The sequence below is a fragment of the Eggerthella guodeyinii genome (genome assembly GCF_009834925.2).
Taxonomy (GTDB): Bacteria; Actinomycetota; Coriobacteriia; order Coriobacteriales; family Eggerthellaceae; genus Eggerthella; species Eggerthella guodeyinii.
This window is the reverse complement of the sequence record NZ_CP063310.1, coordinates 2269369-2291370: the sequence shown is the minus strand read 5'-3', so window position 1 is coordinate 2291370 and position 22002 is coordinate 2269369. Positions and strand designations below refer to the sequence as shown.

Below are 22002 nucleotides of genomic sequence, written 5' to 3'. Positions count from 1 at the left end.
ACCATGCCATAGGATTTGTTCATCGCCCCATCCAAAATAGGTATTTTACACTCGAACCCGCGTCCCTTAGTTTGTATCTAGGCCCATGCGCGGCCAAGACGAGGTTGGGGAGGGGTGGTACGATGAATGCTGCTTTGCTGGGATTCGTCTTTGTCATCATCGGATTGGCGGGGTTCGTCGTTCTCACCGCCGTCAAGGCGTGGAAGTACGCCCACTTGCCCGTTCATTCGCGGGTCGAGCTCTACCCGGTGCCCAAGGAGGGCGATGGCCGCGGCAAGTACGGCGGCTCCTATTTCGAGGAAGAGGACTGGTGGGAGAAGCCCCGCCGCCTCGATCCCGTCTACGAAGTCGTCGACATCATGCAGGAGATGCTGCTCATCAGCAAGCTGTTCAAGCACCAGCGCAGCCTGTGGTGGGCGTCGTACGCGTTCCACCTGGGCATCTACGTGATGTTCGGCTGGAGCCTGCTGCTGCTCCTCACCGTGTTCTGGAACCCCGAGTTCCTCGTGGTGGGAACGGCCGTCGTGGGCGCGGTGGGCTTCGCGCTGTCCACGATCGGCGCCGTGCTGCTGCTCGTGCGCCGCGCCGTCGACGAGAGCCTGCGCGCGTACACGCCGCCTCAGGAGTACTTCAACATCCTGCTCATCCTGGCCACGCTCGTCACCGGCATCGTGGCGTGGACGCTGTTCGCCTCGCCCTTCGACGTGGCGCGCAGCGTGTTCGCGTTCGACGCGGCGCCCCTGCCGCCCGTCGTGGTCGCGCACCTCGTGCTGCTCGGCATCATGCTCCTGTACATCCCGCTCAGCAAGATGAGCCATTACGTGGGCAAGTTCTTCGCCTTCCACAAGGTGCTGTGGGACAACGATCCCAACGTCGCGGGCAGCAAGGTTGCCGCGATGGCCGAGCGCGAGGCCGGCGGCCCCGCGCCCGCCGCCTGGTCGGCCCCGCACACCCGTCCCAGCTCGTCCGATACGTTGGAGGGATAGCGCCATGACCCAGAACACCAAGCAGCTGCGCCCGCGCGACATGGCGAACGACGCGCCCGTCCTGTCTCCGCTCGACGACCTCGCGCCGCTTCCCGCGCCGTACGACCGAAACGGCCTCGAGCCGCCTTTCAAGGAGCCGAAGCCCGCATGGGCCGAGGAGCACTGCGCCTCGCTCGACGGCTTCGTCGCCCTCGACACGCTCAAGCGCCCCGAAACGCAGGAGGAAGAGGAGGCGTTCGTCCTCTCGTTCCTGAACGGGCTCGAGAAGCTATTCGCGGACAGCAACAAGCGCTCGCTGCAGCCGCTCATGCTGACGATGGAGTACTGCGCCAAGTGCAACACGTGCTCCGAAGCGTGCCACGTGTTCCAGGGCAGCAACGGCGACGAGATCTACCGCCCGAGCTTCCGCGTGGACGTGCTGCGCCGCATGTACAAGAAGCACTTCACGCCCGGCGGCAAGCTCATGCCCGGGTTCGTGGGCGCCGACGTGGACGTCACCTGGGAGAGCATCGCGCGTCTGGGCGAGCTCGCCTACCGGTGCAACCTGTGCCGCCGCTGCGCGCAGACGTGCCCCCTCGGGCTGGACAACGGCCTGGCAGCCAAGGAGATCCGCAAGCTGTTCAGCCAGGAGATGGGCATCGCCCCCACGCCGGTGCACGCGAAAGGCACCCAGCTGCAGCTCAAGACGGGCTCGACGACGGGCCTCACGAAGCCGGCGCTCATCGACACCATCGAGTTCATCGAGGAGGACATCGAAGAGCGCACGGGCCGCAAGATCAAGTTCCCCATCGACAAGAAGGGCGCCGACGTGCTGCTCATGCACAACGCCGGCGAGTTCATCGCGTGGCCGGAGAACCCGGCGGCCTTCGCCATCCTGCTCGACGAGGCGGGCATCGACTGGACCCTCAGCTCGGACCTGCTGGGCTACGACAGCGTGAACTACGGCATCTGGTACGACGACTTCCAGGCCAAGAAGGTGGCGCTCGGGCAGTTCGAGGCCGCGAAGAAGCTGGGCGTCCGGCGCATCGTGGTGGGCGAGTGCGGGCACGCCCACAAGGCCATCGCCATCAGCGCCGACCGCATGGCCTCGGAGGAGGAGCGCGTGCCGGTGGAGAGCTTCCTGCCCCTCATGGCGGATCTCGTGAAGACGGGCAAGCTCAAGTTCGATCCGTCCAAGAACGATTTCCCGGTCACCCTGCACGACCCCTGCAACGTCGTGCGCCAGATGGGCATCGTGAAGCCGCAGCGCGACATCTTGAAGGCCATCGCGCCGGGATTCCGCGAGATGACGCCGCACGGCGTGGACAACTACTGCTGCGGAGGCGGCAGCGGGTTCGCCATCATGAGCTCGTACAACTTCGGCGACTTCCGCGACAAGGTGAGCGCCCGCACGAAGTGGGCCCAGATCGTGAACGCGTTCCCCGACGAGTTCGAGAACCCGGACATCGTGAAGTACGTGTGCGCCCCCTGCTCGAACTGCAAGGGCACCATCCGCGAGCTGCTGAAGGCCTACAAGGGCACGGCGACGTACAACGTGCAGTACGGCGGCCTCGTGGAGCTCATGGTGAACGGCCTTGCCAGCATGGACAAGCCGTACCTGGAGTTCTTGGAGGAAGCGTAAGGCGCCCGCCCGCGAACGGCGAACGGGCGCAAGGGGACCGGCGGGAGCGTCAGACGAGGGGTAGTCCATGGACAGCGTGGTTGTGGGATTGAACATCAAGAGCGCTCCGATCGAGCTGCTGGAGAAGCTGAGCATCCACCATTCGCTCAACGCTTCGTGCGCGCGCGACTTGAAGTCGGCGGCGCGCCTGAGCGCGGCCGTCGTGCTCAGCACGTGCAACCGGTTGGAGTTCTACGTGACGGCCGACGACCCCGAGCGCGGGGCCGAGGAGGTGTGGGGCTATTTCACCTCGCAGGGCCAAACCATCACCGAGCACGAGCGCACGCTGCTGCGCGAGCACATGTACGCCTACTCGGGCGACATGGCCGTGCGCCATCTGTTCGAAGTGGTGACCGGGCTGGACTCGCTCATCGTGGGCGAGGCCGAGATCCTCGGGCAGGTGTCGCGCGCCTACGACGCCGCCTGCAAGGCGGGCACCACGGACAAGTTCGTCAACGTGTGGTTCCAGCGGGCGCTCCATCTGGGAAAGAAGGTGCGCCACGAAACGTGCATCGGGCGCTACTCGATGTCGGTGGGGCGCATCGCGGTGGAGCTGGCCGCGCGCGAGCTCGGCGAGGTGAAGGACAAGCGCGTGCTCATCCTGGGCGCCGGCGAGATGAGCGAGCTCACCATGAAGTACCTCGTGGCCCACGAGGCCTCGGTGGTCATGGTGTCGAACCGCTCGCTCGACAAGGCGCGCACGCTGGCCGACCGCTACGGGTTCGAAGCGCACCGTCTGGAGGGCCTCGCGTCCTGCCTCGAGAAGGCGGACGTCGTGTTCTCGGCGACCTCGTCGAAGACGTACATGATCGATCGGGCCCTCGTGCAGCGCACCATGGAGGCGCGCCCCGACCGCCCGCTGCTGTTCGTGGACATGGCGGTGCCGCGCGACGTGGACCCGGCGGCCGCGAGCGTTCCCGGCGTGAGCATCTACAACATCAACGAGCTGCGCGACGAGGCCGACGCGAACCGCTTGAAGCGGGTGACGGCCGAGAAGAGCGTGCGGCGGTTCATCGAGGAGGAGGTGGCGGACTTCCGGCGGTGGGTGCAGTCGCTCGAGCTCGTGCCCGTCATCGCCGCCTTCCGCCGGCACGCCGAGGAGATCAAGCGCGCGCGGCTGGACGTGGCTCTCGAGCGGCTCTCGGGGCTCACCCCCTCGCAGAAGAAGCAGGTGCGCGTGCTGGCCACCACCATCACCGACGAGTTCGTCCACGAGCCCGTCGAGTCCCTCAACGCGCAGGCCGGCTCCGCGAAGAGCAGGGAGTACGCGCGCATGCTCCAGGAGCTGTTCGCGCTCGAGGTGGCGCGCACGGCGGGCGACGCGGCGGAGCGGGGGTGCGCGCGATGAGGAGCTTTCGCATCGGCACGCGCAAGAGCGACCTGGCCCTGTGGCAGGCCCGCTTCGTGCAGCGCTTGCTGGAGGAGGCCCACCCCGGCATGGAGGTCGAGCTGGTCACCATGGACACCGAGGGGGACAAGCGCCTCGAGGTGCCGCTGTCGTCGGTCGCCGGCAAGGGCTTCTTCACGGCCGAGATCGAGGAGCGGCTGTACGGCGGGGAGATCGACATCGCCGTGCACAGCTTGAAGGACCTGCCCACCGTGCTGCCCGAGGGCCTGGGCATCGGCGCGTACTGCGAGCGCGGCGACGCGCGCGACGCGTTTCTGGGCAAGGACGGCCGCACGTTCGACGAGCTGCCCGCGCAGGCGCGCGTGGGCACCTCCTCTCTGCGCCGCACGGCGCAGCTGCGCCGCCTGCGCCCCGACGTGGAGTGCGTGGAGATACGCGGCAACCTGGGCACGCGCTGGCGCAAGCTGCAGGAGGCCGACGACATGGACGGCATCGTGCTGGCCGCCGCCGGCGTCGTCCGCCTGGGATGGCAGGAGCGCATCACGCAGTTCTTCGACCCGCTGACGGTGCTCTCGGCGCCCGGGCAGGGGGTCGTCGCGGTGGAGAGCCTCACCGAGCGCGCGGACGTGCGGGAGGCGCTTGCCGCCGTCAACCACCGGCCCACCGAGCTCGCGGCGCGCGCCGAGCGCTGCTTCCTCGCGCTGCTCGGCGGCGGCTGCCAGACGCCCATCGCGTCCTTCGCCACGGTGGAGGACGGCGCGATACGCCTTGCGGGCAGCGTCATCAGCCTTGATGGCACCGAGCTCGTGCACGTGACGGAAACGGGCGACGATCCCGGGCAGGTGGGCGAGCGCGCCGCGCGCCGCGCCCTCGATGCAGGGGCGGATGCCATCCTGCGCGCCACATGCGGCGCGCCGACGGACCACTAGAGAGGCGGCGACACCTTATGGAGCAGAACGCGCAGGCGTACCTCGTAGGAGCGGGCCCGGGCGACCCGGGCCTCATGACCGTGCGGGCTTTGGAGCTGGTGCAGCGCGCCGACGTGCTCGTGTACGACCGGCTCGTGTCGCCGGACGTCGTCGCGCAAGCGCCCGCGACGTGCGAGCTCGTGTACGTGGGCAAGTCGCCCGACCGCCACACCCTCGCGCAGCACGAGATCAACGCGCTGCTCGTGGAGAAGGCCGCGCCGGGGCGCACGCTCGTGCGCCTCAAAGGCGGCGACCCGTTCGTGTTCGGCCGCGGCGGCGAGGAGGCCGAGGAGCTGCGATCCCACGGCATCCCGTTCGCCGTGGTGCCGGGCGTCACGTCCTGCATCGCCGCGCCGGCGTATGCGGGCATTCCCGTGACGCACCGCGGGATGGCCTCGTCGTTCACGGTGATCACCGGCCACGAGGACCCCTCGAAGCTGGCCTCGTCCGTGGACTGGGAGCAGGTGGCGCACCTGAGGGGCACCCTCGTGTTCCTCATGGGCATGAAGAACCTGCCCGTCATCGCCGAGAGCCTCATGGCGTACGGCATGCCCGGCGAGACGCCGGCGGCCGTCGTCGAGCGCGGCACCTGGCCCGCTCAGCGCGTCGCCGTCGGGTGCTTGGACACCATCGCGGCCGAGGCGGCCGAGCGCGGCCTGGCGAACCCCGCCGTCATCGTCGTGGGTCAGGTTGCGGCCCTGCACGACGAGCTGGCGTGGTTCGACCCCCGCCCGCTCGCAGGCAAGACGGTGGGCATCACCCGCGCCCGCCATCAGGCCTCCGAGCTGCGCACCGAGCTGGAAGCGCTCGGCGCCGCCGTGGCGGAGTTCCCGGTGAGCCGCCTGGCGCCGCCCGCCGACCCGGCGCCGCTCGCCGCGGCCGCAGCTTCGCGCGAGACGTACGACTTCGCCGTGTTCACCAGCGCGAACGGCGTCAAGACCTTCTTCCGCGCCTGCGAGGCGGCCTGTCCCGCGCCGGCCGACGCCGCCCCTTCCGCATCTTCCGCTGCAGCCGTCCTCGCGGGCGCCGCCGTCATCGCCGTAGGCCCCGCCACGGCCAAGGCGCTCGCGACGCGCGGCGTGCGCAGCGCGATCACGCCCGACTCCTTCTGCGCAGAGGGAGTCGCGGACCTCCTCAGTGGGCGCCTCGGCCCGAGCGAGCGCGTGCTGCTCGTCAGGGCCGAGGATGCCCGGACCGTCGTGGCCGACGCCGTGCGCGCGGCGGGCGCCGAGCTCGTGGACGTGCCCGCGTACCGCACCGTGCTGCGCGAGGACGGCAAGGACGACCTTCTGGCCGCCCTGCGCGCCGGCAGCCTGGACGCGCTCACGTTCGCCAGCTCGTCGGCCGCGCGCAACACCGTCGCCCTGCTCGACGGCGACGCGTCGCTGCTGGCGGGGGTATCGCTGTTTTCAATCGGACCGCTCACCACCGCCACGATGGAGGGGCTGGGGCTCGCCGTGCGCGCCGAAGCCGGCTCGTCCACCGTCGGAGGGCTCGTGGGCGCGGTCCTCGGATCCCTAGGAGAGCCATCGTGAACCTTCCCCAACGCCCGCGGCGCCTGCGCCAGAACGAAGCCGTCCGCGCCATGGTGCGCGAGCACGAGCTGCGCGCCGCCGACTTCGTCTACCCGCTGTTCGTCTGCCACGGCGCCCGCATCGCGGACCCGGTCGGCTCCATGCCCGGCGTGTGCCGCTACTCGCTCGACCGGCTTCCCGCCGTGCTCGACGACGTGGTCGGCCTCGGCATTCCCGCCGTCATCCTGTTCGGCATCCCCGAGCGCAAGGACGCCGTGGGCTCCGAGGCGTACGCGGACGACGGCATCGTGCAGCGGGCCGTGCGCGCCATCAGGGAGCAGTACCCGCAGCTCGTGGTGATCACCGACGTGTGCCTGTGCGAGTACACCGACCACGGCCACTGCGGTCTCGTGGAGGACGGCTACGTGCTGAACGACGAGACCGTGGAGCTGCTCGCGCAAACGGCCGTATCGCACGCGCGCGCCGGCGCCCACATCGTGGCGCCGTCCGACATGATGGACGGGCGCGTGGCCGCTATCAGGCAGGCGCTCGACGCCGCGGGGCTGGAACGCACGGCCATCATGTCGTACGCCGCGAAGTTCGCGTCGGGCTACTACGGCCCGTTTCGCGAAGCGGCCGGCTCCACGCCGGGCTTCGGCGACCGCAAGGGCTACCAGATGGATCCCGCGAACGGCGACGAAGCCGTCCGCGAGGCCCTGCTGGACGTGGAGCAGGGCGCCGACATGATCATCGTGAAGCCGGCGCTTGCGTTCGGCGACATCGTCTGGCGCACGAAGCGGGAGACGCATCTGCCCGTCGTGGCCTACAACGTGAGCGGCGAGTACGCCATGGTGAAGGCCGCCGCCGCGAACGGCTGGCTCGACGAGCGCAAGGTGGTGCTGGAGTCGCTCTGCGGTATGAAGCGCGCCGGCGCCGACATCATCATCACCTACCATGCGCTCGATGCGGCGCGCTGGCTCGCCGAGCGCGCCTAGGAAGGAGGGCCCATGCAGGAAACGGAGAACGCCCGCACGATGCGGGCGAGCGAGGAGGCCTTCCGCCAGGCCGCCGAAGCCATCCCCGGCGGCGTGAACTCGCCCGTGCGGGCCGCGCTCGCCGTGGGCGCCGAACCGGCGTTCATCGCGCGCGGAGAGGGCGCGTTCCTGTGGGACGTCGACGGCAACCGCTACCTCGACTACGTGGGCTCGTGGGGCCCGCTCATCATGGGCCACGCGCATCCCGCCGTCGTGGAGGCCGTGTGCGCGGCGGCCCGCGACGGCCTGAGCTTCGGGGCGCCCACTCCGGGCGAGACGAGGCTCGCCCGCGTCGTCCGGGACGCGTTTCCCTCCATGGAGATGGTGCGCCTGGTGAGCTCGGGCACGGAGGCGACGATGAGCGCCATCCGCCTCGCGCGCGGCGTCACCGGCCGCGACTGCATCGTGAAGTTCGAGGGCTGCTACCACGGCCACGCCGACGCCCTGCTCGTCAAGGCCGGCAGCGGCGCGCTCACCATGGGCGTGCCGAGCTCGGCCGGCGTGCCGGCCGGCTGCACGGCTTCCACGCTCGTGGCGCGCTACAACGACCTCGACAGCGTCCGCGCGCTGTTCGCCGAGCGCGGCGAGGAGATCGCCGCCGTCATCGTGGAGCCGGTGGCGGGCAACATGGGCGTCGTGCCGCCGCAGGACGGCTTTCTGCCCGGGCTGCGGGAGATCACCGAAGCGTACGGCAGCTTGCTCGTCTTCGACGAGGTCATGACGGGCTTCCGCGTGTCGTTCGGCGGGGTGCAGGCCCTCTGCGGCGTCGACCCCGACCTCACCTGCCTCGGCAAGATCATCGGCGGGGGCATGCCCCTCGCCGCGTTCGGCGGCAAGCGCCGCTACCTGGAGCAGCTGGCCCCGCTCGGGCCGGTGTACCAGGCGGGCACGCTCGCCGGCAACCCGGTGGCCGTGGCCGCGGGCCTCGCCACGGTGGAGCTTCTGCGGGAGCCGGGCGTGCACGAGGGCATCGTCGCGAGGACCGAGGAGCTCGCGCGCGGCATCGAGCGGCTCGGCATCGCGCGCGGCGTGCCCCTGCGCGTCAACCGGGCCGGGGCCATGTTCTCGGTGTTCTTCACCGAAGACGAGGTCTACGACTACCGCAGCGCCCTGTCCTCCAACACCGAGCTGTACGCGTGCTTCTACCGCTTCCTGCGTGCCTCGGGGGTGTACATCGCCCCGAGCCAGTTCGAGGCGCTGTTCGTGTCGGCCGCGCACACCGACGCGCATATCGCCGACACCCTCGAGCGCATCGAGGCGGCCTTGGCTCGGATGTAGAACATCGGCGCCAGCCTTCTTCGCTTCGCCCGCCCATCCCGCAGGGGAGAGGCGGGCGAAGCGCTGTCAGAAGTCGGAAAATTCCGCATTTGATCAGGGAACATGATGATGCATGGCAAACGTTCCAGCTATCGGAATCTTTTATACCAGGAATCTGCGGCGAAGCCGCGACGGGCGTTTGACCAAGCGAAACGACGGGCGATAGCCAATGGTGATCACGCCATGAATTCAATGTATTTTACAGGCCAAATAGGGGGTGATTAAATCAAAAGCAGCTGATCATCGGCTTTTGAAGGACAAGACGAGGTGAGGGAAGGAAAGGAGGGTGGAACGACATGTACATGGTGGTGTTGGACGAGGAGAAGTGCACCGGATGCGATTCGTGCGCCGAAGGTTGCCCGGCTCAGATTCTCGGATTCGATGGCACGCACGCTTTGATCAAGGGAGATTCATGCGACTGCATGGGATGCGAAGCCTGCGTCATGGTATGTCCCGCCGGGGCGTTCACCGTCACGGAATTGTAGCGCCAACAGGTTCCCGGTAGGAACCACAGGAGGAGCGATCATGGATGAAAACAGCAAGACCCCCCAGTTGGACGAGCTGGAAACCGGGCCGTGGCCGAGTTTCGTCACGGAGATAAAGAAGGCGGCCGACAAGAGCGCGATGAGCGCCGACCTGCTCGGCGTGCTCGAGCGGTCCTACGAGGACAAGGTGGGCCACTGGAAGCACGGCGGCATCGTGGGCGTCAAGGGGTACGGCGGCGGCGTCGTCGGGCGCTACACCGACCTGCCCGAGGAGTTCCCGAACGTCGCTGAGTTCCACACGATGCGCGTCAACGCGCCGAGCGGCTGGTTCTACACCACCGACGCCCTGCGCACCGTCTGCGACATCTGGGAGCGCCACGGTTCGGGCATCACGAACATGCACGGCTCCACGGGCGACCTCATTTTGCTGGGCATGAAGACCGAAGAGCTGCAACCCACGTTCAACGAGCTGGCCGAGAACGGGTTCGACCTGGGAGGCTCCGGTTCCGACCTGCGCTCCCCGAGCTGCTGCTGCGGCCCCGGCCGGTGCGAGTACGCCTGCTACGACACCTTGGACATGTGCTACGACATCACCAACGAGTTCCAGGACGAGCTGCATCGTCCGATGTGGCCGTACAAGTCCAAGATCAAGATGTCCGGATGCGCGAACGACTGCGTGGCCGCCGCCGCCCGCGCCGACATCTCGGTCATCGGCACCTGGCGCGACACCATCGTCATCGACCAGGAGGCGGTGAAGCAGTACGCCGCCGACGGGCTCGACATCCGCGAGGCCGTGGTGGAGAAGTGCCCCACCCGCTGCCTGACCTACGACCAGGGCACGGGCGAGCTCGCGGTGAACGGCGCGGAGTGCACGCGCTGCATGCACTGCGTCAACGTCATGTGCAAGGCCATCAAGCAGGGCGAGGAGAAGGGCGCGACCATTCTCCTGGGCGCCAAGTCCACCATCGTGAAATCCGCCTTCATGTCGTGGGTGCTCGTGCCCTTCATGAAGATGGAGGCCCCCTACACCGAGTTCAAGGACCTGGTGAACCGCATCTGGGACTGGTGGGACGAGAACGGCAAGACCCGCGAGCGCATCGGCGAGACCGTGTACCGCATCGGCATGGGCAAGTTCCTGCGCGAGGTGGGCATGGAAGCGGTGCCCCAGATGGTGTACCGCCCGCGCGCGAACCCCTACGTGTTCTGGCCCCAGGAGGAGATCTTCAAGGAAGCGGCCGGTCAGGCGGAGGGCGACAACTAGACGTACGGCCTTTCTCTCAGAGAGGCTTCGCTACGGCATCCAATTCAGATAGACGAGGTGATTGAAGTGGCAATGATCGACAACGGCCCTCCGGATTTTCACGAGTACCTTCCCACCATCATCAAAGAGAACTACGGCAAATGGCTCTACCACGAGCATCCGCGACCGGGCGTGTTGAAGCACGTCGGGCCCGCAGGCGCGCTGTACAGCGTGCGCGTGGGCGAGCCGCGCCTCATGAGCGTCGACTCCATCCGCGACGTCTGCGACATCGCCGACGAGTTCTGCGACGGGCACCTGCGTTTCACGAGCCGCAACAACATCGAGTTCCTCACGCCTGACGAGAGCAAGGTCCTGCCCATCATCGAGCGCTGCGAGGAGATGGGCTACCCGGTGGGCGGCACCGGCAACTCGCTCAGCAACATCGTGCACACGCAGGGCTGGGTGCATTGCCATACGCCCGCAAGCGACGCGTCCGGCATCGTGAAGGCCATCATGGACGACCTGTTCGAGTACTTCGGCACGCAGGTCCTGCCCAACAAGCTGCACATCGCCATGGCGTGCTGCCTCAACATGTGCGGCGCGGCCCACTGCAGCGACATCTCCATCGTCGGCATCCACCGCACCGTCCCGCGCATGGATCACGAGGCCATCCGCAAGAACACCGAGATCCCGAGCCTCGTGGCCTGCTGCCCGACGGCGGCCATCCGCCCCGATCCGAAGAACAAGAGCGTGAGCGTGGTGGAGGAACGCTGCATGTACTGCGGCAACTGCTACACCATGTCGCCCGGCATGCACATCATGGATGCCGAGAACGACGGTTTGGCCATCATGGTGGGCGGCAAGGTTTCCACGGCCCGCACGGATCCCAGCTTCTCGCGCATGGTCATCCCGTTCCTGCCGAACAACCCGCCGCGCTGGCCCGAGACGGTCGAGGCGGTGCGCCACATCGTGGAGGTGTGGGTCGAGAACGCGCACCAGGGGGAGCGTTTGGGCGAGTGGATCGAGCGCATCGGATGGGAGCGGTTCTTCTCCATTTCGGGAATCCCGTTCTCCGACAAGCTCATCGACGACTACATCTTCTCGCGCGAGACCTTCAGGACGTCGTCGGCGTTCAAGTTCTAGCGTTTCAGGCTCTCAATCCGCGTCGGCGGGACTGACGGAACCCGTCGGCGCGGATTGATCAACGATGGCTGATGGCATCACCTATCGCTGATCGAATACACGAGGGACGAGCAGCCGTGCGGCTGTTCGAACAGAGAAAAGGGGATATTTATGTCAACAAACAATACCAAGACCAACGGCGGGGGCCTCAAGAGCCTCTACCTGAAGGAAGATTGGTGGGCCGTTTGGATCGGTCTGGGCCTCGTCGTCGTCTGCCTGATCCTCTGGGCAGCCGGGCAGTCCGATATCCTGAGCGTGCTCAACGTGAAGTTCGCCGGCTACAGCGACTTCGCGGGCCTGCTGCCGTGCGTGACCGGCATCTTCCCGAACGCGATCATCCTGTACGTCGTGCTGGCCATCATCTTCTCGATTGTCATGGGCATCATGGGCAAGAACGTCCCGAAGTTCTTCGCGGGCTTCACGCTGCTGTACGTGATGGCCATCTTGGTCCAGATCCTCTCCGCGTGGGACCTCGCCAAGCAGTTCAGCCTCGAGGCGCCGGTCATGGCCCTGATCGTGGGCATCATCCTCGGCAACTTCGTCAAGATCCCGGATTGGTTCGAAGCCGGCATGCGCACCGAGTTCTACGTGAAGACCGGCATCGTCCTCATGGGCGCCACGCTTCCCTTCACGCTGATCCTCCAGTCCGGCCCGGTCGCCCTCTTGCAGGCCACGATCATCGCCGTGTCCACCTTCCTGGTGATCTACTTCTGCGCCACCCGCCTGTTCAAGCTTGAGAAGCCGTTCGCGGCCACCCTCGCCACCGGCGGTTCCATCTGCGGCGTGTCGGCCTCCATCGCCATCGGCAGCGCCGTGAACGCCAAGAAGGAGCACGTGTCCGTCTCGATCTCCATGGTCGTCATCTGGGCCACCATCATGGTGTTCCTGCTTCCCATCGTCTGCCGTGCCCTCGGCCTGTCCGACGGCGCCTCCGGCGCGTGGATCGGCACGTCCGAGTTCGCGGATGCCGCCGGCATGGCCGCAGCCGCCCAGTTCGGCGACGGCGCCATCACCACGTTCACCCTCATGAAGGTCGTCGGCCGCGATATCTTCGTCGGCGTGTGGGCCTTCATCCTGGCCATCATCTCCGTCACCATGTGGGAGAAGAGCGACAGCGCCGACGGCACGCGCCAGAAGCCGTCCGCGGGCGTCATCTGGGAGCGCTTCCCGAAGTTCGTCCTAGGCTTCTTCATCGCCTCCATCCTCATCACCGTCGTGACGCTGTCCGTTGCTCCCGACATCGCGGCCACCATGGACAAGCAGGTTCTCAGCCCGATCAAGGGCCTGCGCGGCTGGGCGTTCATCCTGTGCTTCCTCTGCATCGGCCTGACCACGCGCTTCAAGGCCCTCGCCGCTACCGGCTGGAAGCCCTTCGCGGCCTTCACCTGCGGCGTCGTGGTTAACGTACTGCTTGGCTTCCTCTTCTCCACGATGATCCTGAACAACTACTGGACGACCGTCGGACTTGGGTAAGCAATGGAAGAGCCAACCGTAGTCAAGCATACCTGCATCCAAAGCGCCTGCTTCTTCCTTCCGTTCTTCGAAGCGGGGGAGTGGCGCCGAAGGGGAAAATCGCCTTGGAAGTCCGTCAAGAAGATCGAGGCGACCCCGGATGCGATTCGAGAGCTCGCGGCGTACACCGAGCGATGCATGGTGCATAGCGCAGCGGTCATGGAGTTCTTGCTGAGCATTCATGACGACTGGGAGATCACCGTCAAGAAGGACGGCGTGTGGATGGAAACGGAAACCATGATCTACGAGGACATCCTTCCCAAGCTCGAAGAAGCGGGTATCAGCGAGAACGACTACGCGCTCTACAGCGAGTACACGCGCAAATGGGGCATGATCTAGTCCCGTAGGCGCATGGTCGGAAACGCAGGCGGTCTCGTGCGAGCGAGGCTGCCTGCGGCCGTTTCAACGCGGAGGAAGGATCGTCGTGGGCAGTATCACCAAAGCGGGCGTGCGCGCCATCGCCGAAGCGGGGGACGCAGGCGCGCTTCTGAGGGCGTTCGACGAGGATCCGAGCCGGGTGCGGAGGTTCCTCGCGCGGCTCACCTTCGCGCCCGACGATGCCGGTCACGATCGCGCCGTCGCATGCTTCGAGACGCTCGCGCGCGAGCGGTGTGCGGCCATGCCCTCGTTCTTCTTGGAGATCATCCGCCGCAGCCTCTGGGAGATGAACGACGAAGGAGGCAACAACTCCTGGTCGGCCCCCGAGGTGGCCGGCGCCGTCATCGCGGGGGCGACCCCGCGCTTCGACGGCTACTTTTCCTACGTGTTTTACGCCGCGCGCGACGAGCCGCTGTTCCATGAGAGCTTGCGCGCCGCCTTTGCGCTGGTGGCCGCCGCGAATCCGCTGTTGGGCGACGAGTATCGCGTGGGCATCGACGCCCTCTGCGGCACGTATTGAGATGCGCCGTCCCGCACGCCGTGCGGGATCGCGCCGGTTTGTTGGGGAGAGGAAGCACTATGAGAGCTTACGAGCGTATCGTCGACGTCCTGGGCGACGAGGCCGACGAGGAGTCCCGCGCATGGGTGCACCGCAGCTACACGATCAAGGTGCGCGTCGCCGGGGTTGCCGCCTTCGCGTTCTTCATGATGGCCATGGGCATGTCGGGCACTCCCTGGTTCGCCATGAGCACCCTCATCCTGCTGCCGCTCATGATCGTCGCGGTGTTCTTCGGGGTGCTCATGCGCGGCACGGTCAACAAGGGCCTCACGCGCCTCATCGACCGCGACTGCGATCCGGTGCTGTGCGGCCGCCGGACGCTCGCCCTGCTCGAGAAGGACAAGAAGAACGCCGACCCGCGTAGCGGCCTGTTCAGCAACGCCTACGCCCTGCGGTGGCAGGGGAGGTGGAACGAGGCGGCCAAGCTCATGCGGACCCTCGAGGACGACGACGATCCTCAGAGCAGGTTCCTCTACCACAACCTCATGGCGTACTGCGCGTTCGACAAGCGCGACCTCAAGGGCCTGACGGCCGAGGTCAAGGCGTTGAAGGAGCTTTCCGGCGAGGGGCTGTCGAAGGACGCGCCCGCGCACATCGCCGAGCACGTCGCCCTGCGCGACCTGCTGGCCAAGGAGCTCAACGGAAAGCCGTCCAAGGCGGCGGCCGACTACCTCCAGGTGGCCGACGGGCCCAAGGCGCTTCCCGCGCATGCCGTGCTGTTCTCGCTGAAGGCGGCGGAGTGTCTGGCCGACCCTGCCGAGCGCCGCGCGCGCCTCGCCTACGCGGCGGAGAACGGCGGTACCACCTGGTGCGCCGCGGAAGCGAAAACGCGGCTCGACAAGGAGGCCCAGAAGAAGCTCGCCCGCGCAGCGGCGGATGCGGCGGCGCTCGCCTGATCAGGCGAGCGGGCCCCTCCTCACTTGAGGAGGGATTCCAGGATCGCCTCGGCTCCGGCCGCGTCGCCGGCCTCCAGGGCGGCCAAGACGCGCCCGTCGGAAGCCTGCTCCCAGAACGCGAAGTGGCGCTCGGGTGGCAGGGCGTCGCTCACCCGGGGGCGCCACGAGGCCATGAGCTCGAGGTACGGCGCGTACGCCTCACCGAACCGCTCCTCCAAGCCCTCGCGGATGCGGCGGGCCGACAGGGGGCTCGCGCCCTCGGTGGACACGGAGACGGACAGCTTGCCGCGGCGCAGCACCGACGGCAGGAAGAACGTGCACACCTCGGGACGGTCGGCCACGTTCACCATGAGGCGCGCGGCCGTGGCATCGTCGTACACGCGCCGGTTGACGCCCTCGTCGTCGGTTGCCGCGAACACGATGTCGGCCTCGTCGAGGTCGGAGGTTTCGTAGGGCCGCACGCGCCATGTGCAGCGCTCGCCGTCGACGAGCTTCTGCAGATCGGGCGTCGCCTCGGGCGCCACCACGTCCACGAGCGCCTCGCACTCCAAGAGGCCCTGCACCTTGCGCGCGGCCACCGGGCCGCCGCCCACCACCACGGCGCGCTTGTCTTTCAGGACCAGGGAAACAGGGTAGGTTCTCGCCATGGGAGCCCTCGCATCTTCGCTTGAACGGATTGCGGACGAACGCCGGAAACCGGCTTGGGCACGATTGTAGCACCGGTGGGAAAACGAGGGCGCGGCAATTTGCCCGCCGCGGTGCCATACAGGCAGAAAAACGGCACGTGAACAGGTAAAACACCCTGTCATTGTCTTTTGTAATGGGGTGATGAATTCATAGTATTTTACACGTGGCGAACCCCGTGATTAAATGAGATGCATGGGATTCGTGTATCGCTGACAGGCCCGTTCGACGGGTCGAAGGAGGACGTTCGTCATGGAAAAAGGTCCGGCAGATCCTCAGGTCAAGCAAAAGGTTCTCGATTATCTCGACACGGTGGAGAAGGCCAAGAGCAAGGAGATCGCCGCCGCTATCGGCGAGCCGAAATCGGCCGTCGACCTCGCGGTGAAGGAGCTCGCGTTCGAGGACAAGGTGGAGTACCTCTACATCACCACGACGTTCGTCGCCCTCAAGGGCAAAGTCGCCCCGCCCGAATAGGCGCGCGTTCGCGCTTCGGGGTGCGCCCGCGTCGGGAGGGTGCGGGCGCACAGGGGGCACGCGCTGCAGGCCGCAGGACACACGAGAGGCATGGGGAATGCAATGACCGCTCTATCCGAAGAGCTTATCGAGGGGAAGGACTCCATCCTGGAGGCGTGGCGCAAAGCCGTCGGGCCCTCGCGGGATGTGGGATTCGCGTCCTCGCACCGGAAGGGCCGGTTCGCCGATCCTGCCGGCTACCACGCAGCCCGGGGCATGGACGACGTGCTGGTCTGGCTTCTGTCGGACGAGGGCGACGGGATGCCCGCCGCGGTGGAAGAGCTCTGCCGCGTCGAGGCCGTGCGGGACGAGCCCCCATCCGCGGCGCTCGCGTTCCTGTTCGACCTGAAGCCCGTCATACGCTCCGCCGCGGGCAAGGCGGCGGACGAGGAGGACCTGCGTGCGCTCGACGCGCGCATCGACGCGCTTTCGCTGCACGCGTTCGACTGCTACGTCGCCTGCCGCAACCGCATCGCGCAGCTGCGCGTCGACGAGGTGCAGCGCGGCGAGAAGATGCTGCGCAGACAGCTTGAAGGCATCCGGAGGAATGGGGAAGAGCTGGCATGAAACTAGGGATTCCGCTGCTCGTCGTCGCCGCGTTGGCGGCCTTCGCCTGGATAGGCACCGCGTACCTGCATTGGTACGCCCTGTTCGGGATCGTCATCCCGTACGCGGCGTTCACCCTGTTCGTCGTGGGGTTCGTCATCAGGCTCGTCAAATGGGGCACCTCCGCGGTGCCGTTCCGCATTCCCACGACGTGCGGCCAGCAGAAGTCGTTGCCGTGGATCAAGCAGAACAAGCTGGAGAACCCCTCGTCGTTCGGCGGGGTGGTGGGCCGCATGCTGCTCGAGGTGCTGTGCTTCCGCTCGCTGTTCCGCAACGCCAAGACCGAGAAGGCGGACGGCAAGCTGGCGTTCGGCTCGGCGAAGTGGCTGTGGTTCGGCGCGCTCGTGTTCCACTGGTCCATGCTCGTCATCGTGCTCCGCCACCTGCGCCTGTTCCTGGATCCCGTGCCCGCGTTCGTCACGGGCATCGAGGGGCTCGACAGCATCCTGCAGGTGGGGCTGCCGCTGCTCTACATCACCGACGTGCTCGTCGTCGGCGCGCTCACGTTCCTGTTCGTGCGCCGCGTGGTCGTCCCGCAGGTGCGCTTCGTCTCGCTGCCGGCCGATTTCCTGCCGCTGTTCCTGCTGCTGGGCGTGGCGGTTTCGGGCATCGTGATGCGCTACGGGTTCCGCATCGACGTCGTGGACGTGAAGGAGCTCGCCATGGGCCTGGTCACGCTGCACCCGGTGGCACCCGAGGGCATCGCCCCCATCCTGTTCGTGCACCTGTTCTTGGTGAGCGCGCTTCTGGTGTACTTCCCTTGGAGCAAGCTCATGCATGCGGGCGGCATCGTGCTGAGCCCCACGCGCAACCTGGCGAACAACAACCGCGCGAAGCGCCACGTGAACCCCTGGAACTACCCGGTTGACGTGCACACGTACGCCGAGTACGAGGCTGAGTTCGGGGAAAAGATGAAAAAAGTCGGCCTGCCCCTGGATGCGGAGTAACACGACATGGCGAAACTACCGAACAAAGAAGACCTGCTCGACTTCGACCTCGGCGTGTCCGAGAAGCCGTGGATGGACACGCCCGCGGAGTTCAAGGAGGGCATGTACTGCCACGGCGCGAAGCCGAAGACGCTCAACGTCGTGGGCATGCCGAACGCGCACGAGTGGTCGTCGTCCGACGAGGATTGGAACCTTCCCGAGAACTGGAAGGAGATCATCCTCGACGGCATGGCCGACCGCGTGAAGAAGTACCGCTCGTTCCGGCTGTTCATGGACGTGTGCGTGCGCTGCGGCGCCTGCGCCGACAAGTGCCACTTCTACCTGGGCTCGGGCGATCCGAAGAACATGCCGGTGCTGCGCGCCGAGCTTCTGCGCTCGGTGTACCGCCGCTACTTCACCACGTCGGGCAAGCTGTTCGGCCGCCTGGCCGGCGCGCGCGACCTCACCGAGGACGTGCTCAAGGAGTGGTGGTACTACTTCTACCAGTGCACGGAGTGCCGCCGCTGCTCGGCGTTCTGCCCCTACGGCATCGACCAGGCCGAGATCACCATCATGGGCCGCGAGCTTTTGAACCTCGTCGGCCTCAACACCGAGTGGATCGCCGGCCCCGTGTCGAACTGCTACATGAAGGGCAACCACGTGGGCCTCGAGCCCCAGACCATCATGGGCAACGTGGAGTTCCTCATGGAGGACCTCGAAACCATCACGGGCAAGCACATCGAGCCCTCGTTCAACCGCAAGGGTGCCGAGATCCTGTTCGTCGTGCCCTCGGGCGATCTGTACGCCGAGCCCGGCACGTTCACGTTCATGGGCTATATCCTGCTGTTCGAGCAGCTGGGACTGGACTACACGCTGAGCACGTACGCCTCCGAGGGCGGCAACTTCGGCTTCTTCACGTCGAACGAGATGGCGAAGCGCCTGAACGCGAAGATGTACGCCGAGGCCGAGCGTTTGGGCGTGAAGTGGATACTGGGCGGCGAGTGCGGCCATATGTGGCGCCTCGTGAACCAGTACATGGACACGTGGAACGGTCCGGCCGACTTCCTGGAGCAGCCGGTGTCGCCCGTCACGGGCACGGTGTTCCAGAACGCCGCGTCCACGAAGATGGTGCACATCACCGAGTTCACGGCCGACCTTCTGTACCACGACAAGGTGAAGCTCGACCCGAGCCGCAACGACCATCTCGTGGTGACGTACCACGACTCGTGCAACACCTCGCGCGCCATGGGGCTGCTGGAGGAGCCGCGCTTCATCCTCAGCAAGGTGTGCAACAACTTCCACGAGATGCCCGACGAGACCATCCGCGAGAAGACGCTGTGCTGCGGCAGCGGCGCCGGCCTGAACGCGGGCGAGAACATGGAGCTGCGCCTGCGCGGCGGCTACCCGCGCGCCGACGCGGTGCGCTCGGTGAAGGAGCGCTACGGCGTGAACACGCTGGCCAACATCTGCGCGCTCGACCGCGCGTCGTTCCCCTCGCTCATGGACTACTGGGTGTCGGGCACGCGCGTCATGGGCGTCCACGAGCTGGTGGGCAACGCGCTCGTGCTGGACAACGAGATAGAGCGCACGCTCGACCTGCGCCTGGAGGAGCTCCCGAACCGCACGAAGGACGCCGAGCCCGCGCCGGGCGCAGGCGAACCGAGCGCCGACGAAGGGGGGAGCCATGTATAAGGGTGGAAGGATCATCCTGTTCGCGGGGCTGTTCGTCCTGCTCATGGCCGTGCCGCTCATCGTGAACCTGGGCAACGCCACGGCGGCCCCCACGCCGAGCACGGACACGCCGGCCATCGACGCGCTGTCCGAGAAGCGCTGCGTGGAGTCGACGGAGTACATGCGCAGCTCCCACATGCAGCTGCTCGACGAGTGGCGCAACGACGTCGTGCGCGACGGCGCCACGGAGTACCGGGGCGCCGGCGGCCAGGTGTACGAGATCAGCCTGGACGACACGTGCCTGGAGTGCCACACGAACCGCGAGGAGTTCTGCGACAGCTGCCACGAGTACTCGTCGGTGGAGCTGTACTGCTGGGACTGCCACGACCTGGCCGACGCAGGGCAGGGGAACTGACATGGCCGCGAACGCACGCGCGCACGACGACGCGCGCGACCATGCGCTGGCGGGAGGCGAGGACCGCGAGAGGAGCCGGGACCGGTCTATGGAGAGACGTACGTTTTTGAAGGCCGGCGCGCTGGCAGCCGCGGCCGCCGTGGCGCCCCTGTCCGGCTGCAGCTCTGCGGGGGCGGCGGGGGCCGAGGGCGAGACCGTGCGCCAAGCCATGGAGGCGCGGCAGTGGGGCTTCGTCATCGACGTGGAGAAGCTCAACGCCTCCGGCGTCATGGACCGCATCGTGCAGGCGTGCCACCACGCCCACAACGTGCCCGACACGGGCGACCCGAAAACCGAGATCAAGTGGATATGGGAGGACGATTTCGAGCACTCGTTCTCCGAGATCGACAGCGAGTACGCCAGCGAGCGCGTGGTGCAGCTGGGCTTTCCGCTGCTGTGCAACCACTGCGAGGAGCCGCCGTGCGTGCGCCTGTGCCCCACTGAGGCCACGTTCAAGCGCGCCGACGGCGTCGTGGTCATGGACTACCATCGCTGCATCGGCTGCCGGTTCTGCATGGCGGGCTGCCCCTACGGCGCCCGCAGCCTGAACTTCTTCGATCCGCGGCCCTATATCGACGAGCCGAACCCCGACTATCCCACGCGCTCGAAGGGCGTCGTGGAGAAGTGCATGCTGTGCTCCGAGCGCATCGACCAAGGGCTGGAGCCTTTGTGCGCCGAGCTGTCGGAGGGCGCCATCGTCTTCGGCGACCTGACCGATCCGGAGTCTGCCGCGCGCAAGGCGCTGGCCGAGCACTTCACCATCCGCCGGCGCGTGGAGCTGGGCACGGGCCCGAGCGTCTACTACATCGTGAACGGAGGCGAGGCGCATGCTTGAGAAGGCGTTGCACGGATCCAGGCTCTACTGGGCGTGGGTTGCCCTGCTCTTGGTCTGCATCGGCGTGGGCGTGGCCGCCTACGTGAACCAGTTCAACTACGGCCTGGGCCTTACCGGCATGAGCCGCGACGTGAGCTGGGGCCTGTACATCTCCCAGTTCGTGTTCCTCGTGGGCGTGGCGGCCTCGGGCGTCATGGTGGCCATCCCGCTGTACCTGCACAACTTCAAGGAGTTCGGCAAGATCATCATCTTCGGCGAGTTCATGGCCGTGGCGGCCGTGCTCATGGCCGTGCTGTTCGTGCTCGTCGACCTGGGGTATCCCACGCGCGTGCTCAACGTGCTGCTGTACCCCTCGCCCCATTCCATGCTGTTCTGGGACATGTGCGTGCTGTCGGCGTACCTGCTGGTGAACATCCTCATCGGCTGGACGGTGCTCGGCGCCGAGCGCAAGGGCGTCAAGCCGCCGAAGTGGACGCGCATCCTGAGCTTCATCGCCATTCCGCTGGCCATCAGCATCCACACGGTCACGGCGTTTTTGATCGCCGGCCTGCCCGGGCGTGCGTACTGGCTCACGGCCATCATGGCGGCGCGCTTCCTGGCGTCGGCCTTCGCCGCCGGCCCGGCGCTGCTCATCGTCATCTGCTTCATCATGCGCAGGTTCACGACGTTCAAGGCGTCCGACAAGGCCATCGACACGCTCGCGAAGATCGTGTGCTACGCCATGATCGCCAACGTGTTCTTCTTCGTGCTGGAGATCTTCACGGCGTTCTACAGCAACATCCCCTCGCACATGGCCTCGCTCGAGTACCTGTTCTTCGGGCTGGACGGCTCGGGACAGCTCGTGCCGTTCATGTGGACGGCGGTGGTGCTGGCGTTCCTGGGCCTGTTCCTGCTGCTCGTGCCCAAGCTGCGGCGCAACCACAAGACGCTTGTCGTGGCGCTTTTGGCCGTGTTCTTCGCGTGTTGGATCGACAAGGGCCTCGGCCTCGTCCTGGCCGGCTTCGTGCCCAACTCGTTCGAGCAGGTGGTGGACTACATCCCCAAGCTCAACGAGATCCTCGTCATCGTGGGCGTGTACGGCATCGGGTTTTTGGTGCTCACGGTGCTGTACAAGGTGGCTGTCGACGTGCACGAGCACGCCCTGGCGCCGGCGCACGGCGAGGACGGGGAGACCGCGGCGACGCCTGCGGAGTGAGTGGCTAGGTCTGCTGCGCCGCAGCGACTACCCATAGAA

Annotated in this window: 22 protein-coding genes; 21 read left to right on the top strand and 1 reads right to left on the bottom strand. The window is 66.9% G+C overall.

From position 1 onward, the window contains the following. Positions 1 to 122: 122 nt before the first annotated feature. From GS424_RS09635 to GS424_RS09570, 14 genes are all read left to right on the top strand, one after another. Positions 123 to 986 (top strand): respiratory nitrate reductase subunit gamma, encoded by an 864-nt coding sequence (locus GS424_RS09635; protein ID WP_160942405.1) that lies wholly within the window; start codon positions 123 to 125, stop codon positions 984 to 986. Positions 987 to 990: 4 nt separating this feature from the next. Next, a complete protein-coding gene (locus GS424_RS09630) occupies positions 991 to 2607 on the top strand; it encodes a (Fe-S)-binding protein (protein ID WP_218958850.1) in 1617 nt (538 codons plus the stop codon). A gap of 67 nt (positions 2608 to 2674) precedes the next feature. Continuing rightward, the gene (hemA, locus tag GS424_RS09625; RefSeq protein WP_160942406.1) at positions 2675 to 3994 is read left to right on the top strand and encodes a glutamyl-tRNA reductase; all 1320 of its coding nucleotides are present in this window, start codon (positions 2675 to 2677) and stop codon (positions 3992 to 3994) included. Then, positions 3991 to 4923 (top strand): hydroxymethylbilane synthase, encoded by a 933-nt coding sequence (gene hemC, locus GS424_RS09620; RefSeq protein ID WP_160942407.1) that lies wholly within the window; start codon positions 3991 to 3993, stop codon positions 4921 to 4923. Before hemA ends, hemC begins: the two co-directional genes overlap by 4 nt. 17 nt (positions 4924 to 4940) lie before the next feature. Then, a complete protein-coding gene (gene cobA / locus GS424_RS09615; RefSeq protein WP_160942408.1) occupies positions 4941 to 6497 on the top strand; it encodes a uroporphyrinogen-III C-methyltransferase in 1557 nt (518 codons plus the stop codon). Beyond that, positions 6494 to 7471, top strand: coding sequence for a porphobilinogen synthase (gene hemB, locus GS424_RS09610; protein WP_160942409.1), 978 nt, complete (start codon positions 6494 to 6496; stop codon positions 7469 to 7471). Before cobA ends, hemB begins: the two co-directional genes overlap by 4 nt. 12 nt (positions 7472 to 7483) lie before the next feature. Continuing rightward, entirely contained in the window at positions 7484 to 8788 is a 1305-nt protein-coding gene (gene hemL, locus GS424_RS09605; RefSeq protein WP_244977511.1) for a glutamate-1-semialdehyde 2,1-aminomutase, read from the top strand. Positions 8789 to 9123: 335 nt separating this feature from the next. Further along, positions 9124 to 9312: a 4Fe-4S binding protein gene (locus GS424_RS09600; protein ID WP_114546733.1), complete on the top strand. Its 189-nt coding sequence runs from the start codon at positions 9124 to 9126 to the stop codon at positions 9310 to 9312. A gap of 40 nt (positions 9313 to 9352) precedes the next feature. Beyond that, positions 9353 to 10573 carry a dissimilatory-type sulfite reductase subunit alpha gene (gene dsrA / locus GS424_RS09595; protein ID WP_154332066.1) on the top strand — a complete coding sequence of 407 codons (1221 nt, stop codon included), beginning with the start codon at positions 9353 to 9355 and terminating at the stop codon, positions 10571 to 10573. Between the two features lie 72 nt (positions 10574 to 10645). Then, a complete protein-coding gene (dsrB, locus tag GS424_RS09590; protein WP_222617582.1) occupies positions 10646 to 11695 on the top strand; it encodes a dissimilatory-type sulfite reductase subunit beta in 1050 nt (349 codons plus the stop codon). A 150-nt stretch (positions 11696 to 11845) separates the two neighbouring features. Beyond that, the gene (locus tag GS424_RS09585; RefSeq protein ID WP_154332065.1) at positions 11846 to 13207 is read left to right on the top strand and encodes a YeiH family protein; all 1362 of its coding nucleotides are present in this window, start codon (positions 11846 to 11848) and stop codon (positions 13205 to 13207) included. Between the two features lie 177 nt (positions 13208 to 13384). Then, on the top strand, positions 13385 to 13585 hold the full coding sequence (locus GS424_RS09580) for a hypothetical protein (protein WP_154332064.1): 201 nt from the start codon (positions 13385 to 13387) through the stop codon (positions 13583 to 13585). 85 nt (positions 13586 to 13670) lie between these two features. Beyond that, a complete protein-coding gene (locus tag GS424_RS09575; RefSeq protein WP_160942411.1) occupies positions 13671 to 14144 on the top strand; it encodes a hypothetical protein in 474 nt (157 codons plus the stop codon). A gap of 59 nt (positions 14145 to 14203) precedes the next feature. Beyond that, complete coding sequence (locus GS424_RS09570) at positions 14204 to 15079, top strand: hypothetical protein (protein WP_160942412.1); 876 nt, start codon at positions 14204 to 14206, stop codon at positions 15077 to 15079. Between the two features lie 20 nt (positions 15080 to 15099). On the opposite strand, the gene GS424_RS09565 is transcribed toward GS424_RS09570, so the two are convergent. After that, positions 15100 to 15726 carry a precorrin-2 dehydrogenase/sirohydrochlorin ferrochelatase family protein gene (locus tag GS424_RS09565; protein ID WP_160942413.1) on the bottom strand — a complete coding sequence of 209 codons (627 nt, stop codon included), beginning with the start codon at positions 15724 to 15726 and terminating at the stop codon, positions 15100 to 15102. 289 nt (positions 15727 to 16015) lie between these two features. Here GS424_RS09565 and GS424_RS09560 point away from each other — a divergent pair, with 289 nt between their 5' ends. From GS424_RS09560 to dsrP, 7 genes are all read left to right on the top strand, one after another. Further along, positions 16016 to 16237 carry a hypothetical protein gene (locus tag GS424_RS09560; protein WP_154332060.1) on the top strand — a complete coding sequence of 74 codons (222 nt, stop codon included), beginning with the start codon at positions 16016 to 16018 and terminating at the stop codon, positions 16235 to 16237. Between the two features lie 102 nt (positions 16238 to 16339). Continuing rightward, on the top strand, positions 16340 to 16843 hold the full coding sequence (locus GS424_RS09555; RefSeq protein ID WP_160942414.1) for an RsbRD N-terminal domain-containing protein: 504 nt from the start codon (positions 16340 to 16342) through the stop codon (positions 16841 to 16843). After that, positions 16840 to 17829, top strand: a complete 990-nt coding sequence (gene dsrM, locus GS424_RS09550; RefSeq protein WP_160942415.1) for a sulfate reduction electron transfer complex DsrMKJOP subunit DsrM — start codon at positions 16840 to 16842, stop codon at positions 17827 to 17829. Before GS424_RS09555 ends, dsrM begins: the two co-directional genes overlap by 4 nt. 6 nt (positions 17830 to 17835) lie before the next feature. Further along, positions 17836 to 19500, top strand: a complete 1665-nt coding sequence (dsrK, locus tag GS424_RS09545) for a sulfate reduction electron transfer complex DsrMKJOP subunit DsrK (RefSeq protein ID WP_160942416.1) — start codon at positions 17836 to 17838, stop codon at positions 19498 to 19500. Beyond that, positions 19493 to 19894, top strand: coding sequence for a sulfate reduction electron transfer complex DsrMKJOP subunit DsrJ (dsrJ, locus tag GS424_RS09540; RefSeq protein ID WP_160942417.1), 402 nt, complete (start codon positions 19493 to 19495; stop codon positions 19892 to 19894). Before dsrK ends, dsrJ begins: the two co-directional genes overlap by 8 nt. Before the next feature lies 1 nt (position 19895). Further along, on the top strand, positions 19896 to 20768 hold the full coding sequence (dsrO, locus tag GS424_RS09535; RefSeq protein WP_244977510.1) for a sulfate reduction electron transfer complex DsrMKJOP subunit DsrO: 873 nt from the start codon (positions 19896 to 19898) through the stop codon (positions 20766 to 20768). Then, a complete protein-coding gene (gene dsrP / locus GS424_RS09530; RefSeq protein WP_160942418.1) occupies positions 20761 to 21963 on the top strand; it encodes a sulfate reduction electron transfer complex DsrMKJOP subunit DsrP in 1203 nt (400 codons plus the stop codon). The genes dsrO and dsrP overlap by 8 nt, the downstream gene beginning before the upstream one ends. Positions 21964 to 22002 lie beyond the last annotated feature (39 nt).